A 16,770-nucleotide genomic window follows, 5' to 3' on the forward strand; every position below is an offset into this window, starting at 1 on the left:
CGCCGGCTTCAATCCCGGTAGGGGCTGTGCTCGCGGATCAACGCGGCATTGTGCTCGCGGAAGGACTCGACGAATTCGCGGGCGATGCGCGAGAGCGGGCGCGGCGCCGGCTGGAACATCGCATAGCGATAGGACAGGCGCGGCGCGAAGGGCCGCGCCACCAGCCCGACCTTTTGGAAATGCAGGCTGGTGACGACGTCGACGATGGTCACGCCGACGCCCTCCATCACCAGTGCGCAGGCCGTCCCGAAGAACTCGACATGCACGGCCATGCGCAGCCGCGCCGATTGCTCGGCGAAGGCGCGCTCGATCGCCTCATGCAGAAAATGGTCGGCATAGAGGGAGATGAACGGCGCATCGTCGAGATGGGCCGGCGTGATGACGGGCTCGGCCGCCAGCGGATGATCGGCCGGCAGCATGCAGACGCAGGGAACTTCGATCGTCTCGATGACCGAGGCCGGGCTCTCGATCGGATGCTCGGCGAAGCCGATATCGAAGGCCTCGATGCGTCCGAGATCGCGCACGGTCGGCGATGAGCGGGTGATGAAGCGCACCGTGCCGTCCGGCCAGCGCGTCAGCAATCGGGCGATGATCGGCGGCAAGGCATAGGTGGCGAGGCCGGGCTGGCTCGCCAGCGACAGCGTTCCCGAGCGCAGGCCCTTGAGATCGCGTGCGACCTGCCGGGTGCGTTCGAGCACGCCGAGCGTGCGCCGCGCCTCTTCGTAGAACAGCATCGCCTCGGGCGTGACCTGCAGCCTGCCCTTCTTGCGCTCAAACAGCGAGACGCCGAGTTCGTCCTCCAGCCGCGTGATCAGATTGCTGATCGCCGGCTGCGACTTCGCCAGCAGGGTCGCCGCAGCGCTCATCGAGCCGGTCTCGATGACGGCGCGAAAGGCTTCCAGATGCCGCGTGTCCAAGCTCGCCCCGCCGTCAAGTTATAATGCAGATTTATACCTTTTAGCCCATTTCGTTTTTGACGTAAGCCACGAAAACGGGACCATGGAGCCAAGCCTGAACGGCATGGGGAATGGGACCGCATCGGTGAAAGACTCGCTTGTCCTCGACAAGGTTGGGAAGCGCTATGGCGATTTCGTCGCGCTCGAACCGACCGATCTGACGATCAAGGCCGGCGAGTTCATCACGCTGCTCGGCCCCTCCGGCTCGGGCAAGACGACGATCCTGATGAGTATCGCCGGCTTCGTCGCACCCAGCAGCGGGCGCATGTTGCTCGACGGTCGCGACGTGACCGCGCTGCCGCCGGAGCGGCGCAATTTCGGCGTGGTCTTCCAGGGCTATGCGCTGTTCCCGCATCTCACCGTCTACGACAACGTCGCCTTTCCGTTGAGGGCGCGCGGCATCACCGGCGACGCCGCCCGGCCGAAGATCATGGCCGCGCTGGAGATGGCCAAGCTCCAGGCCTTCGCCCATCGCTATCCCCGCCAGTTGTCGGGCGGGCAGCAGCAGCGCGTGGCGCTCGCCCGCTCGCTGGTCTTTTCGCCGGAGCTGCTGCTGCTCGACGAGCCGCTGAGCGCGCTCGACAAGGCGCTGCGCAAGGAATTCCAGACCGAATTCCGGTCGATCCATCGCGAGGTCGGCTCGACCTTCATCTATGTCACGCATGATCAGGAGGAGGCGCTGACGATGTCGGACCGCATCGTCATCCTCGATCGCGGCCGCATCCTCCAGATCGCCCCGCCGGCAGAGCTTTACGAGCGGCCGGCCACCGAGTTCGTCGCCGGCTTCCTCGGCAAGAGCAATTTCCTGCGCGGCAAGGTCGCGTCGGCCAGTGGCGGGCAGGTCGAAATCCATATGCCCGGCTTCGCCGCGACGGCGAACGGGAACGGCATCGCGGCACAGGCAGGACAGGCGGCCGTCGCCGCGCTCCGGCCGGAGAAGATCAGGCTGGCGGCGCCGGCGACCGGCGCCGAGGCCGCTTCCTGTTCGGTGAGCGGCCGTGTCGGCGACATCACCTATCTCGGCTCCTCGATCGAGGTCGAGGTCAGGCTGGCGGATGGCGAAACGCTGCTGGCGACGGTTCCGGCCGGGCAGCGCAGCTTCACGCAGGGCGAGGAGATCGTCGCGTCCTGGGCGCCGGATGCGGCCATCCTCGTGCGTGGCAACGAGGCCTCGCCATGAGCGCGGTGGCTGCCACCGGAACCGGCGGAAGCGAGCGGCTCTACTGGCTGCTGCTGCTGGCGCCTTGCGTCTTCCTGGCGCTGTTCTACCTCGTGCCGGTGCTGAACGTGCTGGTGCTGAGCTTCACCGTGCCGAAGCCCGGCGTCGCCAACTATGCCGAGCTCGTCAATAACGGCGCCGTGCAGCGCGTGCTCTGGACGACGCTCAGGATCGGGGCGATCACCACGATTCTGGCGCTCGGGATCGGCTATGTCGTCGCCTATGCCCTGCTGCAATGCGGGCCGCGCGAGCGCCAGATCCTGCTCGGCATCGTCGTGGCGAGCTTCTGGATCAGCGCCCTCATCCGCGCCTTCGCCTGGGTCGCGCTGCTGCAATCGAAGGGGCTGGTCAACTCAATCCTGCTGTCGACCGGACTGATCGAGAGCCCGCTCAGCCTCGTGCGCAACGAACTCGGCGTGATCATCGGCATGACCCACTACATGCTGCCCTATGCGATCCTGCCGCTCTATACGAGCCTGCGCGGCATCGACGACCGGCTGGTGCCGGCGGCCCGCGCGCTCGGGGCGACGCCGGGACAGGCCTTCCGCTGGGTCTTCCTGCCGCTGAGCCTGCCCGGCCTGATCGGTGCGGGCGTGATCGTGATGATCTTCTCGCTCGGCTTCTACATCACCCCGGCCATCCTCGGCGGCGGGCGCACGATCATGGTCGCCGAATTCATCAGCGTGCAGATCTCAGAGACCTTGCGCTGGGGGCTGGCGGCGATGCTGGCGACCGTGCTGCTCGGCGCCGTGCTGCTGCTCGTGATGTGGCTCAGCCGCTTCATGGATGTCGAACAGGCGCTGAGGAAATAGCCATGGCAGCGCTCAGCGTCCCCTCGACCCATAACGGCATCTCGCTCAACCGGATCGTCGCCTGGCTCGCGGCCTCGTTCCTGTTGCTGCCGATCCTCGTCATCATCCCGATCTCGCTGACGCCAGAGCGCTATCTCTCGCTGCCGACGACGTCGATCTCGTTTCGCCATTACAACAGCCTCGTGACCGATGGCCGCTGGACGAAGAGCATCCTCGACAGCCTCGTCGTCGGTATCGGCGCGACGGTGCTGGCGACCGTCCTCGGCGTCGCCTTCGCGGTCGGAGCCTGGCGGCTGGGCGCGCCGCTCGCAAAGCGCCTGCGCCTGCTGTTGCTGGCGCCGATCATCGTGCCGCCGATCGTGCATGCCGTCGCCTTCTACCGCGCCTGGGCCACGCTCGGGCTGCTCGACACCTATCTCGGCCTGATCCTGATCCACGCGATGAAGGGGCTGCCCTTCGTCGTTCTCACCGTCGCCGGCACGCTGGCCAATGTCGATCCACGGCTGGAGCAGGCGGCGCGCAGCCTCGGCGCCAATCCGCGGCAGGCGATGGGCTGGGTCGTGCTGCCGCAGATCAAGGCCGGCATCGTCGCCGGCGCGGCCTTCGCCTTCATCACCTCCTGGGACGAGACCATCGTCGCGCTCTTCGTCACCAGCCGGGCGGTGACCACCCTACCCCGCCGGATCTGGGAGGGGCTCGCCGACAATATCGACCCCGCCATCGCCGCGCTCGGCACGGTGATGATCGTCCTGACCTTCGCCGCCGTCGCGATCTCGACGCTGCGCAGCACCGCCGCAAAAGCCTGACAACAGAGGGGAGACCAGCATGACCAGAGAGCATCAGGAATTCCGTGACGACTGCCTGGCGATCCTGCGCCGGGAGACCGAAGGCAAGCGCGTGCATCGCCGCCGCTTCCTGCAGGCGCTGGCCATGCTGGGGGCGATCCCGGCCGGTCTGCGGCTGACGCCGGCCCATGCGCAGAGCAGCGAGATCGTCGTCGTCAACTGGGGCGGCGATGCCGTGCCGGCCTATGACGCGATCTGGGCGCAGCCCTTCAACACCGCCAATCCCGGTGCGAAGGCGCTGATCAACGGCTCGGGACCGAGCTCGGGCAAGATCAAGGCGATGGTCGAGAGCGGCACTGTTACCTGGGACGTCTGCGACCGCACCGTGCCGGCCTCGATCGAGCTCGGCCGCCAGAACCTGCTGGAGAAGGTCGACTGGTCGATCGTGTCGCAGGACAAGGTCCGCGCCGCGCATCGCTCGGACTGGGGCGTCGGCGCCTATCTCTATTCCTTCGTGCTGACCTATGACGCCAAGGCCCTGAAGGGGCCGGCGCCGAAGAACTGGAAGGACTTCTGGAACGTCAAGGAATTCCCCGGCAAGCGCACGCTCCGCAACAATATCGAGGGTATGCTGGAAGCCGCGCTGCTCGCCGACGGCGTCAGCCGCGACAAGATCTACCCGATCGATGTCGACCGGGCGCTGGCCAAGATCAAGGAGATCAAGCCGCACACGATTTTCTGGACCACCGGCGCGGAGAGCCAGCAGCTCTTCCGCAACCAGGAGGTCGTTATGGGGAACCTGTGGCACACGCGCTCGATGCTGCTCGCCAAGGAGGTCGGCGACCACATCAAGTTCACCTTCGAGGACGGCATCCTGTTCCCCGGCGCCTGGATTGTGCCGAAGGGCAACCCGGCCAAGGCCGGCGCCTGGAAGTTCATCGCCTCGGCGCAGGACCCGAAGAGCCAGGTTGAGCTGTTCAAGCGCGTCGGCAACGGACCGGTGAACCCGGCCGCCGCCGCGATGGTGCCGGCCGAGATGAAGGCGCTGGACTGCGGCTCGCCCGAGAATTTCGCGCGCCAGGTCGCCGTCGACAACGAGTGGTATGCGCAGCACTACGCCACGATCCTCGCCCGCTACATGGACGCGATCGCGTCCTGAGCCTCGACCCTGACGGGCGGCATCGCGCCGCCCGTTCCCGCCTCTGCGACCAAGACACAGGACTATCGATGACAACGGCGCCGTTTTCGCTCGCCCAGACCTTCATGGGCGTCCCGCACCGCACCGAGATCGGCGACGCCAAGGCCGTGGTCCTCGGCCTGCCCTTCGATTGCGGCACGCATCCGCAGCGCGTCGGCTCGCGGCTCGGGCCGTCCTCGATCCGCGAGCAGTCGCTGCTGCTGCGCGCCTTCGACTTCGTCAACGGCATCAATCCGCTGGAGGCGCTCGGCGTCGTCGATGTCGGCGATGCCAAGGTCAGCCCCGGCGATCTCGAAGCCTCCTATGTCGCGATCGAGGCGGCCGTCGGCGCCATCGCCGAGACGCGGGCCGTCGCGGTGACGCTTGGCGGCGACGGGGCGATCGCGCTGCCGGAGATGCGGGCGCTGCACCGGGTCTATCCCGATCTCGTCACCATCCATATCGACGCCCATACCGACGCCTACCCGATCGAGGGCTACAATACCGCGACCGCCTTCGGCCGCGCCGCCGAGGAAGGATTGGTCGATCCGACCCGCTCCTACCAGATCGGCATGCGCGGCACGACGATGCTGCCCGGCGTCGGCGAATACGGGCGGAGCCTCGGCTACAACGTGATTCCGCTCGCCGAATTGCTGGAGCGCGGCATCGCCAAGGTCTTCGCCGAAGTCCGCGCCCATATCGGCGACCGGCCGGTCTATCTCTCCTACGACATGGATTTCTTCGACCCCTCGGTCGCGCCAGGCGTCTGCACGCCGACCTGGGGCGGGGCGACCTCGCGCGAGGGGCTGGCGGTGCTGGAAGCCTGCGCCGGGCTCAATCTGGTGGGCGTCAACATCAACACGGTCAGCCCACCTCACGATGTCGGCGGCATGTCGGCGCTGCTGGCCGCGCAGGTGACGTTGAACGCCCTCAACCTGATCGCGCGACAGCACCAGTCGAAGGCGGCGGAACGCGGCTGACCGGCCGGCTACATCGCGCGCAAAGCCGCCGCTCCGGCCTCGGCACTGCGCGCGATCTCGACGAGAAGCAGCGCCATCTCGTCGAAGACGCTGCGGTCGGTCTCGGCCTCGGTCAGAGTGTCGAGATCGGAGAGGAAGGACAGGAGCGCCTCGATCCGGATCTTGTGGTCGCGCGCATCGGTGAGGCGGCGCCGCGCCTCGCGCCGGCGTTCAAGCTGGTCGAAGCGGTCGAGGGCGCCGTCCAGCGTCTCGCGGCAGGCGCAATCGAGCCCCTCCGGTCGCAGCACGCGCCGCAACCGGACGATCAGCTCGCTCGCAGGCGTGTCCCGGCCGGGCTCGTGCTGCGAGGCCTTGTCGTAGCTGCCGCCCATCTCCGCCTCCCCTGTGAGGTCTAAACTGTGCCTCAGACGCTGGCCCGGACATGGACATGGCCGGGTGCCGCATGCAGGAAGCCGTTGGCCAAAGGCACGTCCGGATAGAGCGTGCCGAGCCGGTGCTCGGCCTCCTCCGCGTCGAGCCGCCCGTCGACGACCTCGCGGAACAACCTGGCGACCGCGACCATGTCACAGTCTTGCGGCGAGAGCCTGAGCGAAGCGACGCCGGCCTCGCGCAAGGCCGGGATGTCGCCGAGCAGGCAGGCCGCGCCATGCGACAGGGTCTGCACGCCGTTGACGGAGAGAAAGCCGGCGCCATCCAGCGTGTCGACCGCCATGCCGTCCGGGTCCTGCTCGCAGACGAAGCGGCAATTGTCCTTGGTCAGCTTGTGCGCGCGGGCATGGTAGCAGCGCGCCGAGATCGCCAGCGGCACCTTGCCGAAGGCGAAGACCTCGACGGCGACCTGCGGCAGCGCCGCGGCGATGGACGCGATGGCCGGCAACGGGAGTTCCGGCGGGAGGCAGATGCGGCTGGCGCCGCGCGCGGCCAGGAAGCCGGCTGCCGCCTCGTTATAGACGTTGACGAAGGGACCGACGGCGAAGGGCCTTTCGCCGAGCGAGGCGAGGCAAGTCAGGTCGTTGATCTCGACCTCGGCCTCGGCGGCCTGCATCAGCTCGCGGGTCTGGCGCCGCTCGCGCGGCAGCGAGACCAGGATCAGCGAGGCATGCAGCACCCGCTTGCCCGCGGCTTCCAGCCGCTCGACCACGGCGGGGATGTGATCCTGCTTGAAGGGCGTGCGCTTGGAGCAGACGGCCTCGCCGACCACCACCGTGTCGACCGGCGCTTCGTCGGCGATCCGGAAATAGAAGTCGCGCCAGCGCTCCGGCTGCCAATGATAGAGCACGGGACCGAGGGTGAGTTGCATCGTCGTCAATCCCTTAGCGCCAGCCCTTGCGATAGGCGCCGACCGTGCTCGCCTGCCCCTCCGCCATGGCGGCAAGGCCGGGAGCCGGCGCCCGGCGCCCCTCGTCGAGCGCGGCAAGAATGCCGCGGAAGGAGCGAACGACGCCGGCGATATAGGCGCGGCCGCGCTGGCGCCCTTCGATCTTGAGCGCGGTGACCCCGGCCTCACGGAGCGCCGGCAGCATCGCTGCCGCATCGAGGCTGACCGGCTCTTCGAAGATGTAGCCGGAGCTCTTCGGCGTGGTGAAGCGGCCCTTGCACAGGGTCGGGTAGCCCGCGGGCTCGTCCTTGCCGAAACTGTTGATGGTGAAGCCGCCGAGCGTCGAGACGATCTGCCCTTCGCGCTCGGCATAGGCGACATGGCTCGCCGGCGAGCAGACGCCGTTCATGTTCGGCGACTGGCCGGTGGCATAGGACGAAAGCGAGCAGCGCCCCTCCTCCATCACGCAGAGGCCGCCGAAGACGAAAACCTCGGTCTCGACAGCGCTTTCGCGGATGATCGCGGCGATCTCGGGCACGCTGAGCACACGCGGCAGCACGACACGGCGCGCGCCGAAGCTCTCGGCATAAAAGCGGATCGCGTCGGGATTGGCGGCCCCGGCCTGGACCGAAACATGCAGCCGCTGCGCCGGATGGCGGCGCGCGGCATAGTCGAGCGTCGCGAGATCGGCCAGGATCAAGGCATCCGCCCCGGCCGCGACGGCATCGTCGATCGCCGCCTGCCAGAGTCCGAAGGAGCCGGCGCGCGCGAAGGTATTGATCGCGACCAACACCTTGACGCCGTGGCGATGGGCGAAGGCGATGCCCTTCCTCAGCTCCTCGCGTGAAAAATTGAGGCCGGGGAAGTTACGCGCGTTGGTCTCGTCTCGGAAGCCGCAATAGACCGCGTCGGCTCCGGCCTCGACAGCCGCCTCGAGGCTTGCCGGCGTGCCGGCCGGGCAGATCAGTTCCACGAAGAGCCTCCCGCGACGGGCAGCGCCCGCATCCGCTCGCGCACGGCATCGGCAAGACGCGCGCCGAGCGGCCCGAAACCGCCGAGCAGGAGCTTGCCGAAATCGATGCGGGCGTCGTCGATGGCGTTGCGCAGGGCGAGCGAGGCCGCGACGTCGCCTTCCACCCAGAGCACGCGCGAGAAGAACAATGCGTCGCCGTCGAGCGAGCCTTCGGCCATGCCGATCAGGCCGGCGAGCGGGCCGCGGATGCTGGCATCGAGCCCTTCCGGCAAGGCGCGGACGGCGCGCGCCTGCGGCCGGCCCGGTCGCGGTTCCAACACGAAGGCGAAGGGCAGATCGGTGGGATCGATGCCGAAGCGCTTCTCGGCGTGTTCGCCGAGGCGGTCATAGAGATCAGGATGGGCGCGGCCGATGCGGGCGAGCATCAGCGCCAGTGCCGGCTGCAAGGGCGCCAACGGTAGGGGCGCGACCGCTCGCGACAGCCATGGCGGCAATCGCGGCGGCATCACCCGCAATCCTGTCGTCTCCGGCTCCGGCATCGCTCACCTCCGGCCTTGAGACTAGGCCGGCAGCCGCTGCGCTCGTTGCGCCCGCGCAAAGACGGCCGCGATTGAAGCGGGCGATGGTCCGGCAACCGGAGCCCCTGCCCTTGCCGATCCGCGACCTGCCTCGCTTCCGCGACCTCAATGCCTTCCTCGCCCATCTCGACGCCAACGGACAGCTCAGGCGGATCGCCGAGCCGGTCAGCGTCGTGCACGAGGTCACCGAGATCCATCGCCGCGTCATTGCCGATGACGGGCCGGCACTGCTGTTCGAGCGGCCCTTGCTGCCAAACGGGGTGGTCTCGTCCATGCCGCTCGTGACCAATCTGTTCGGCACGGTCGAACGCGTCGCCTGGGGCTTGGGCGTCGAGGCGGGACAGCTGCCCGCGCTCGGCGGCAAGCTCGCCGAGCTGCGCGAGCCGCGGCCGCCGCGCGGATTGAGCGAAGCCTGGCAGGCGTTGCCGCTGGCGCGCGCTGCTCTCTCGATGCGCCCGCGCGAATGCCGGCGGGCACCGGTGCAGGAACGCATCTTCCGGGGCGAGGACATCGACCTGACGGCACTGCCGGTGCAGCTCTGCTGGCCCGGCGAACCTGCGCCCCTGATCACCTGGCCGCTGGTCCTGACCGTGCCGCCCGAGCCCGCGCCCGGAGACGAGAGCAATCTCGGCGTCTACCGGATGCAGGTGCTCGGGCGCGACCGCGCCATCATGCGCTGGCTCGCCCATCGCGGCGGGGCGCGCCATCATGCGCAATGGCGCCGGATCGGCCGCGAGATGCCGGTCGCGGTGGTGATCGGCGCCGATCCCGCGACGATCCTCTCGGCCGTGCTGCCCTTGCCGGAAACCATGCCGGAGCTGCGCTTCTCCGGGCTGCTGCGCGGCGAGCGGCCTGCGCTCGTCCCTTGCGTCAGCGTTCCGCTTTCGGTGCCGGCCGAGGCCGAAATCGTGATCGAGGGCTTCGTTTCGCCCGACGAGACCGCGCCGGAAGGCCCCTATGGCGACCACACCGGCTATTACAACTCCGTCGAGCCCTTCCCGGTGATGCGGGTCACGGCCGTGACGACGCGGCGCGCGCCGCTCTATCTCTCGACCTTCACCGGCCGGGCGCCGGACGAGCCCTCGCGCATCGGCGAGGCGCTCAACGTGCTGTTCCTGCCATTGCTGCAACGGCAGTTCCCTGAGGTGGTCGATCTCTGGCTGCCGCCGGAAGCCTGCTCCTACCGGATTGCCGTCGTCGCCATCGCCAAGCGCTATCCCGGCCAGGCGCGGCGCCTCATGCTCGGCCTGTGGTCGCTGCTGCCGCAGTTCAGCTACACCAAGCTCGTCATCGTCGTGGACGACGATATCGACCCGCGCGACTGGGCGCAGGTGATGTGGGCGGTGGCGACGCGGGCCGACGCCAGCCGCGATCTCGTCACGCTCACCGACACGCCGATCGACTATCTCGACTTCGCCTCGCCGAAGCCGGGACTGGGCGGCAAGCTCGGCATCGACGCCACCAACAAGCTTGCGCCCGAGACCGAACGGGAATGGGGTCGGCCGATGGCGATGGACCCGGCCGTCATGGCCCGGATCGATGCGCTCTGGCCTTCGTTGAGGCTAGCGCCGACGGCCGGAGCTGCGCGATGAACCGGCCGCAGCGTGTCATCGTCGGGATCAGCGGCGCCTCGGGTGCCGCGATCGGGCTCAGGGTATTGGAAAGGCTCGCCGAGGTCGGCACAGTCGAGACCCATCTGGTGATCTCGCCGGCGGCGGAGCGGACGCTGGCGGCCGAAATCGACGCGGAGGCGCCTGCACGGGCCCGCGCGTTGGCATCGCAGTGCCACGACCATCGCGATATCGGCGCGAGCATCGCCAGCGGCTCGTTCCGCACGGCGGGGATGATCGTCGCGCCCTGCTCGATGCGCAGTCTCTGCGCCATCGCCTATGGCCAGCTCGGCGACCTCCTGACGCGCGCCGCCGACGTCCAGCTCAAGGAGCGGCGCCGGCTCGTGCTGGTGGCGCGGGAAAGCCCGCTGCATCTGGGCCATCTGCGGGCGATGGCGCAGGTCACCGAATATGGCGCGATCATCGCCCCGCCCGTCCCGGCCTTCTATCTGAAGCCGGCCGACATCGCAGCGATCGTCGACCAGATCGCCCTGCGCGCACTCGGCCTTCTCGGGCTCGATCTCGATGGGCCGGCGGCGACGGAATGGCACGGCGTGGAGCCGGGACTGGCCGGCCGCGCCGGAGATGTGCGATGATCCGGCTTCCTTCTCCATTGCCTGGAGGGGAAAACGGGGCGGTCCGGCGATGGCAGTCGCCGGGCCGCCTTTCACGTCGGGGCTAGCGCGCTGGCACGACCTTGCCGGGCAGCGACAGGTTGCCCGATGCGACCTTGAAGACATTGCTGACGCAGAGCAGCGGCGCGTGGAGATTGCCGTCGACCCTCAAGCCCGCCGTGACGCCGTCGAAGGACGCGGTGGCGAGCGCCCCGATGCTGGCGAGCGGGACCTGAACCTCGACGGCATCGCCCTTGAGCTCTGTCGGATAAGCCGGGCTGTCGATCAGTAGCGGCACGCCGGGCCAGGTCTCGGGCAGCTTCGGCTTGGCGCCCTCAGGGATGTCCTTGACCTTCAGCCCGCCGGGACAGGCCTTGTCCTCGTTGAGCACGACCCAGTGCGGATGCCAGACGTCGCGGTTCTTGGCGCCGCGCGCGCCGTCGTCGAAATCGGGATGGAAAGTCACGGCCAGGGCGACGATGCCCTGCCCGGCGTCGAAGCCGATATCGCCCGAGTTGAGCGAGGTCGGCCAGACATAGGCATAGACCTCCGAGCCCGGGAACTTGCCGGTCGCGGCCGGCTTCACCTTGCCCGCATCGGTACGGACACGGGTGCGGAAGACGGCCTTGCCGGCTTCCGTGGTGATGCGGGTCTCGACGATGTCGAAACTCGCCAGCACCTTGTCGTCGCTCTTCACCTTGATCTCATGAGCCATGACGGCCGGCGACAGGCCGAGCAAGGCCAGTGCCGCGAGGCCGAGGCCTGCGGTTCCCAATCGGTTCATGCGTGTGCTTCCTTCTCAGCTGGCGGGTGGTGCCTGGAGGGGTGGCCGGCCCTGTTCGAAGGCGGCCCAGTTGGCAGACTGAGTCGCGGGGTCGGCCGGTTCATGCTCGCCGCAGTCGAGCCGGAGATCCTCCGTCCCGATGGCCGCGTTCACGAAGGCGCAATGATGCGGATGGGCCGCGCCGGGACGGGCGTTCGGCCGGAAATGGCGGCAGGTCACGCAAAGGCGCTGGACGGGAATGGCGTCCGCGAGCTGGAGGCTGCGAACCAGCTTCACCTGCGCCAGCAGCAGGTTCGCCTGCTCGGCGGGCGAGAGCTGCGCGAGCGCCGCCGCGACCTGCGAGGCAGCGGTTGCGATCGCCTGGTTTATCCGCAACCCTTCGGCGGTCGGACGCAGTGCGACGGAGCGGGCATCCGCCGGGTCGGCCTGACGCAGGACCAGGCCCTTGCGGTCGAGCGCATTGAGCGTGTCCGTCACGCTGGCAGCGGAGACGCCGAGATGGGCGGCGATATCCTTCGGGCGGACGCCCGGCGGGCGGGCGGCGAGGAAACCGAGCACCTGCGCCTGCGTCGGATTGAGCCCCGCCTCGCCGGCTGCTGCCCAGAGATCGGCGCGCAGGACGAGGGCGATCCGCTCGAAGCCCTCGCGCAGCCGCGTCACGATATCGTTCGTCGGTTCGCTCATGGAAAAACAATTAGGACTCCTAATTATTTCTGTCAACGCTGCCGCGGTGCTTGCCGGAGTGTCGCCTGCGCATTCTCTGGCTATGGCGCAGCCGATTTCTTCGCCATAGTGGCCTTCGGCCGCATGCGGATTCGATGCCTGTGAAGCGATTGCCCGTCCTGCTCGTTGCATTCTGCGCCGTCACGCTGAGCAGCGCGGCGCAGGCCGCCGGCGATGCAGGCGAGATCGTCAGGCAGGCCATCCGCCGCCGCGACATCCAAACGGAGATGCCAGTTCCACAGCCACGCGCGGCGAGCTGGCTCGACTGGCTCAAATTCGACATCTCGGCCGATACGGCGCGCCTCCTGCTCTGGGGCGCCGTCATCCTCGGCGTGGCCGTGACGATCTGGTCGCTGCGCGACAGCCTGCCGGCCTTCAGCCGCTCGCGCCGGATCAAGGCCGGTGAGCTGCCGTCCGGCTTTTCCAACCCTTCCGTCCGGATGGAGGAAGCCCAGCTCGAAGCGGACGATCTCGCGGGCCGGGGGCACTATGGCGAGGCCATGCATGTGCTGCTGCTCAAGAGCCTCGCCGAGATCCGGTTGCGGCTCGGCACAAGCTTCGCGGTTTCGCTGACCAGCCGCGAGATCCTGCGCAAGGTCTCTCTTCCGCAGGCCGGGGCCGGCGCGCTCGGCGCGATCGTCCAGTCGGTCGAGCAGACCTATTTCGGCGGGCGGCCGGCGGGGCGGGAAGACTATCTCGGCTGCCGGCAGGAGTTCGAGACACTCAGGCGCTCGCTGGCGGCAGGCACGGCCTGATGGGCGCTGCGACCTTCCAGCCGCGCGTCCTTGCAGCGCTTGCCGCGGCGCTCTGCACGCTCTTCGCCGCCTCCCTGCTGCTGACGGGCATGGGCGGGCGTGAGGCGGCCGGCCTCTCTTCCGGCGCCAACAGCTATTCCAACTCCGCCGTAGGCCATCTCGCTTTCCACGACCTGCTCGGTGGCCTCGGTTACCGGACGCTGCGTGCCGAGGATCGGCCGCTGGAGGCGGCCGGCGAGAACGGCGTGCTCATCCTGGCCGAGCCGGCGGGAAGCCTGACGAGCGACGAGAACCGCAACAAGCTCTCGACCGCCGGCCGCATTCTGCTCGTCCTGCCGAAATGGACCGTGAAACCGGGGGAGCGGCGCAAGGATTGGATCGGGGAGGCAGAGCTCGCTCCGGCCTTGCGGGTCCAGTCAGCGCTCGGCGCGGCGGTGAGCGGCGGCGACATCATCCGGACCAAGCCGCCGGCCACCTATCGCAAGACGATCGCGGCGGCAGACCCGACCATCCAGGGCGAGCTCCAGCTGATCAAGGGCTCCAACCTCACGCCGCTGATCTCGACGCCGGACGGCATCCTGCTCGGCGAATTGCGGCAGGGCAACCGTCGCACCCTCGTGCTGTCCGATCCCGATCCGATCGAGAATCACGGCATCGGCAAGGGCGCGAATGCCGCCTTCGCGCGCGACGTGGTCGCCGCCCTGCTCGACGGCCGGAGCGGCCCGTTGGTCTTCGACGAGACCATCCACGGCTTCAAAAGATCGCCGCCCAACCTGCTGAAATTCCTCTACGAATTCCCGCTCAATCTCGTCCTCGTCCAGATCCTGGCCGCGGCCGCGCTGCTGCTCTGGGCGGCGATGAGGCGCTTCGGCGCGCCGCTGCCGGCGCCACGACGGCTCGATGCCGGCCGGCATGCGCTGATCGGCAACGCGGCAGCGCTGGTCGACTATGCCGGGCACCATGCCGCGTTCCTGCAACGCTATATCGCGATGACGCTTCAGGACGCCGCGCGGGTCTTGCGCGCCCCGGCCGGGCTCGAGGGCGCCGACCTGACCGCATGGCTCGCGCGCGCTTCAGAGGCGCGCGGCATCGATCCGAAACCGCTCGCGGGACTGGGCGACAACCCAGCCGCCGGCTCCCGCAATCTCGCCTCGCTGCTCGCCGCGGCGCAGGCGCTCCATCACTGGCGCAAGGATCTGCCGCATGGAACTCCGCGACGTCTCGACGATCACTGAAGGGCTTCGCGGCGAAATCCGTAAAGCCGTCGTCGGCCAGGACGAGGTCGTCGAGCTCATGCTCGTCAGCCTGCTCTGCGGCGGGCATGTCCTGCTCGAAGGCGTGCCGGGCACGGCCAAGACGCTGCTGGCGCAAAGCTTCGCCACCGGGCTCTCGCTGCGCTTCGGGCGCATCCAGTTCACGCCGGACATGATGCCGGGCGACCTGCTCGGCACCAATCTCTTCGATTTCCGCACCAGCAGCTTCAACCTGACGCGCGGGCCGATCTTCACCGACATCCTGCTCGCCGACGAGATCAACCGCACGCCGCCCAAGACGCAGGCCGCGCTGCTGCAGGCGATGAACGAGCGCAACGTTACGATCGACGGCACGACCCATCCGCTGGGCGAGGCCTTCATGGTGGTGGCGACGCAGAACCCGATCGAGCAGCAGGGCACCTATCCGCTGCCCGAAGCGCAGCTCGACCGCTTCCTGTTCAAGATCAACCTCGCCTATCCCAGCCGCGAGGAGGAGTTCGCCATCGTCGCGCGCCACGGGCACCGCGCCGCCATGCCCAAGCTCGCGGAATTCGGCCTCGCCCCGGTCGTCTCGGAGCAACATCTGCTGGCGGCGCGCGCACTGGTCGGGGGAATCGCTCTCGGCGAGCCGCTGGTCGGCTATATCGTCGACCTGATCCGCGCGACCCGCAGCCATCCGGCGATCGAGACCGGCGCCTCGCCGCGTGCCGCGACGATGCTGGCCTCGGCCAGTCGGGCGCGGGCCGCGACGCAAGGGCGCGACTTCGTCATCCCCGACGACGTCAAGGGCATCGCCCTGCCCCTGCTGCGCCACCGGATCGTGCTCGCGCCCAATGCCGAGATCGACGGGTTGGTCGCCGACAACGTGATCCTCGAGCTGATCGACCAGGTCGCCGTGCCGCGATGATCAGGCCGACACCGCGCGCCGTCCTGCTCTTCGGGGCGACCGTGCCGGTCGCCATCGGCCTCATGATCCATGACCAGACGCTCTGGCCGATCGCGCTCGATCTCGGCCTGTTCGTGCTGGCCCTGATCGGACTCGACGCCCTGCTCTGCGCCCGGCCGTCGCGGCTTTCGCTGACGGTCGATGCGCCCCCGCGCCTATACATCGGCAGCGAGGGGCAATTGAGCGTCAGCGCCGCCATCGAGGGCGCCGCGCGGGCAGTGTCGATCCAGCTCCTGCCAGAGCAAAGCGGCGATGTCGCGCCTCCCGAGCCCGCCCGGCTCGATGTCCTGCCGGGAACCGTTGGCGCGGTCACATTGCCGATCCGGCCACTCAGGCGCGGGCGGATCACCATCGAGGCGCTTTGGCTGCGCTGGCGTGGCCCGCTCGGCCTCGCCAGCCGGAGCCAGCGGCGGCCTCTGGCGCTTGCGATCGACGTCGTGCCCGATATCCGCGGCATCGCCTCGGCCGCCGTACAGTTCTTCAGCCGCGACGCGGTCGACGGCATCAAGGTCCAGCGCCAGAAGGGCGAAGGCACCGAATTCGAGGCGCTGCGCGACCATGTCCAGGGGCTCGACAACCGCTTCATCGACTGGAAGCACTCGGCCAAGCATCTCAAGCTCCTGTCGAAGGAATTCCGGATCGAGCGCAACCACCAGATCGTGCTTGCCTTCGATACCGGCTACCTGATGGCCGAGCCGATCGACGGCCTGCCGCGGCTCGACCATGCGATCCATGCCGGCCTGCTGCTGGGCTGGGTGGCGCTGCGCAGCGGCGACCATGTCGGCTCGTTCGGCTTCGATTCCCGCATCCGGCAATATCTCCAGCCCTCGCCCGGCCGGAGCGCCTTTGCCCGGCTTCAGAACGCGTCGGGCCAGCTCGGCTACCGGGCCGAGGAAACGAATTTCACGCTGGGGCTCGCCGAGCTCAATGCCCGCCTGAAACGCCGGGCGCTGGTCGTGCTGTTCACCGAATTCATCGACACCACGACGGCGGGTCTGCTGCTGGAAAGCCTGCAGCGCATGGCCAATCGCCATGCCGTGATCTTCGTCACCCTGCGCGACCCGCTGCTGGCCGATATCGTCGAGGCCGAGCCCGCAAGCTTCCGGCCGGTCGCCGAGGCGGTCGTCGCGCGCGACCTGCAGCGCGAGCGCGCCGTCGTGCTGGAGCGGCTGGCGCGGATGGGCGTGCATTGCCTGGAAATCCCACCGCGCGGCCTCGCCGTCGGCCTGGCCAACCGCTACCTCACCATCAAGCAGAGGGGGCTGCTATAGAACCGGACAGCTCCCC

At 68.7% G+C, this 16,770-nt stretch carries 18 protein-coding genes; 11 read left to right on the forward strand and 7 right to left on the reverse strand.

Going from position 1 to position 16,770, the window contains the following annotated elements; genetic code table 11:
* Window positions 1–8 precede the first annotated feature (8 nt).
* Window positions 9–917: a LysR substrate-binding domain-containing protein gene (locus AC6RIC_RS15895; RefSeq protein ID WP_499733047.1), complete on the reverse strand. Its 909-nt coding sequence runs from the start codon at window positions 915–917 to the stop codon at window positions 9–11.
* Between the two features lie 124 nt (window positions 918–1,041).
* On the opposite strand from AC6RIC_RS15895, the gene AC6RIC_RS15900 reads away from it, so the two are divergent.
* The 5 genes from AC6RIC_RS15900 (at window position 1,042) to AC6RIC_RS15920 (ending at window position 5,929) form a co-directional block, all read left to right on the forward strand.
* On the forward strand, window positions 1,042–2,136 hold the full coding sequence (locus tag AC6RIC_RS15900) for an ABC transporter ATP-binding protein (protein ID WP_499733048.1): 1,095 nt from the start codon (window positions 1,042–1,044) through the stop codon (window positions 2,134–2,136).
* Window positions 2,133–2,987 (forward strand): ABC transporter permease, encoded by an 855-nt coding sequence (locus AC6RIC_RS15905; RefSeq protein WP_499733049.1) that lies wholly within the window; start codon window positions 2,133–2,135, stop codon window positions 2,985–2,987. Before AC6RIC_RS15900 ends, AC6RIC_RS15905 begins: the two co-directional genes overlap by 4 nt.
* A gap of 2 nt (window positions 2,988–2,989) precedes the next feature.
* Window positions 2,990–3,793, forward strand: coding sequence for an ABC transporter permease (locus tag AC6RIC_RS15910; RefSeq protein WP_499733050.1), 804 nt, complete (start codon window positions 2,990–2,992; stop codon window positions 3,791–3,793).
* A gap of 19 nt (window positions 3,794–3,812) precedes the next feature.
* The gene (locus AC6RIC_RS15915; RefSeq protein ID WP_499733051.1) at window positions 3,813–4,931 is read left to right on the forward strand and encodes an ABC transporter substrate-binding protein; all 1,119 of its coding nucleotides are present in this window, start codon (window positions 3,813–3,815) and stop codon (window positions 4,929–4,931) included.
* A gap of 68 nt (window positions 4,932–4,999) precedes the next feature.
* Window positions 5,000–5,929, forward strand: coding sequence for an arginase family protein (locus AC6RIC_RS15920; RefSeq protein WP_499733052.1), 930 nt, complete (start codon window positions 5,000–5,002; stop codon window positions 5,927–5,929).
* Window positions 5,930–5,937: 8 nt separating this feature from the next.
* Here the strand turns inward: AC6RIC_RS15920 and AC6RIC_RS15925 are convergent, their stop codons facing one another.
* From AC6RIC_RS15925 to ubiT, 4 genes are read right to left on the reverse strand one after another with little or no spacing between them, the layout of a single operon-like run.
* Complete coding sequence (locus AC6RIC_RS15925; RefSeq protein WP_499733053.1) at window positions 5,938–6,300, reverse strand: hypothetical protein; 363 nt, start codon at window positions 6,298–6,300, stop codon at window positions 5,938–5,940.
* Window positions 6,301–6,332: 32 nt separating this feature from the next.
* Entirely contained in the window at window positions 6,333–7,229 is an 897-nt protein-coding gene (gene ubiV, locus AC6RIC_RS15930; RefSeq protein WP_499733054.1) for a ubiquinone anaerobic biosynthesis protein UbiV, read from the reverse strand.
* 13 nt (window positions 7,230–7,242) lie between these two features.
* On the reverse strand, window positions 7,243–8,220 hold the full coding sequence (gene ubiU, locus AC6RIC_RS15935; RefSeq protein ID WP_499733055.1) for a ubiquinone anaerobic biosynthesis protein UbiU: 978 nt from the start codon (window positions 8,218–8,220) through the stop codon (window positions 7,243–7,245).
* Window positions 8,211–8,759 (reverse strand): ubiquinone anaerobic biosynthesis accessory factor UbiT, encoded by a 549-nt coding sequence (ubiT, locus tag AC6RIC_RS15940; protein ID WP_499733056.1) that lies wholly within the window; start codon window positions 8,757–8,759, stop codon window positions 8,211–8,213. The genes ubiU and ubiT overlap by 10 nt, the downstream gene beginning before the upstream one ends.
* An 83-nt stretch (window positions 8,760–8,842) precedes the next feature.
* Here ubiT and AC6RIC_RS15945 point away from each other — a divergent pair, with 83 nt between their 5' ends.
* The gene (locus AC6RIC_RS15945) at window positions 8,843–10,390 is read left to right on the forward strand and encodes a UbiD family decarboxylase (protein WP_499733057.1); all 1,548 of its coding nucleotides are present in this window, start codon (window positions 8,843–8,845) and stop codon (window positions 10,388–10,390) included.
* A complete protein-coding gene (locus tag AC6RIC_RS15950; protein ID WP_499733058.1) occupies window positions 10,387–11,004 on the forward strand; it encodes a UbiX family flavin prenyltransferase in 618 nt (205 codons plus the stop codon). Before AC6RIC_RS15945 ends, AC6RIC_RS15950 begins: the two co-directional genes overlap by 4 nt.
* Before the next feature lie 82 nt (window positions 11,005–11,086).
* On the opposite strand, the gene AC6RIC_RS15955 is transcribed toward AC6RIC_RS15950, so the two are convergent.
* The gene (locus tag AC6RIC_RS15955) at window positions 11,087–11,806 is read right to left on the reverse strand and encodes a hypothetical protein (protein WP_499733059.1); all 720 of its coding nucleotides are present in this window, start codon (window positions 11,804–11,806) and stop codon (window positions 11,087–11,089) included.
* Between the two features lie 15 nt (window positions 11,807–11,821).
* Window positions 11,822–12,490: a MarR family winged helix-turn-helix transcriptional regulator gene (locus AC6RIC_RS15960; RefSeq protein ID WP_499733060.1), complete on the reverse strand. Its 669-nt coding sequence runs from the start codon at window positions 12,488–12,490 to the stop codon at window positions 11,822–11,824.
* Window positions 12,491–12,630: 140 nt separating this feature from the next.
* Here AC6RIC_RS15960 and AC6RIC_RS15965 point away from each other — a divergent pair, with 140 nt between their 5' ends.
* From AC6RIC_RS15965 to AC6RIC_RS15980, 4 genes are read left to right on the forward strand one after another with little or no spacing between them, the layout of a single operon-like run.
* Complete coding sequence (locus tag AC6RIC_RS15965) at window positions 12,631–13,284, forward strand: DUF4129 domain-containing protein (RefSeq protein WP_499733061.1); 654 nt, start codon at window positions 12,631–12,633, stop codon at window positions 13,282–13,284.
* Complete coding sequence (locus AC6RIC_RS15970) at window positions 13,284–14,519, forward strand: DUF4350 domain-containing protein (protein ID WP_499733062.1); 1,236 nt, start codon at window positions 13,284–13,286, stop codon at window positions 14,517–14,519. The genes AC6RIC_RS15965 and AC6RIC_RS15970 overlap by 1 nt, the downstream gene beginning before the upstream one ends.
* Window positions 14,488–15,444 carry an AAA family ATPase gene (locus AC6RIC_RS15975; protein ID WP_499733063.1) on the forward strand — a complete coding sequence of 319 codons (957 nt, stop codon included), beginning with the start codon at window positions 14,488–14,490 and terminating at the stop codon, window positions 15,442–15,444. Before AC6RIC_RS15970 ends, AC6RIC_RS15975 begins: the two co-directional genes overlap by 32 nt.
* Entirely contained in the window at window positions 15,441–16,754 is a 1,314-nt protein-coding gene (locus tag AC6RIC_RS15980) for a DUF58 domain-containing protein (protein WP_499733064.1), read from the forward strand. The genes AC6RIC_RS15975 and AC6RIC_RS15980 overlap by 4 nt, the downstream gene beginning before the upstream one ends.
* Window positions 16,755–16,770 lie beyond the last annotated feature (16 nt).

The organism is Allobosea sp. TBD101 (assembly GCF_059817965.1).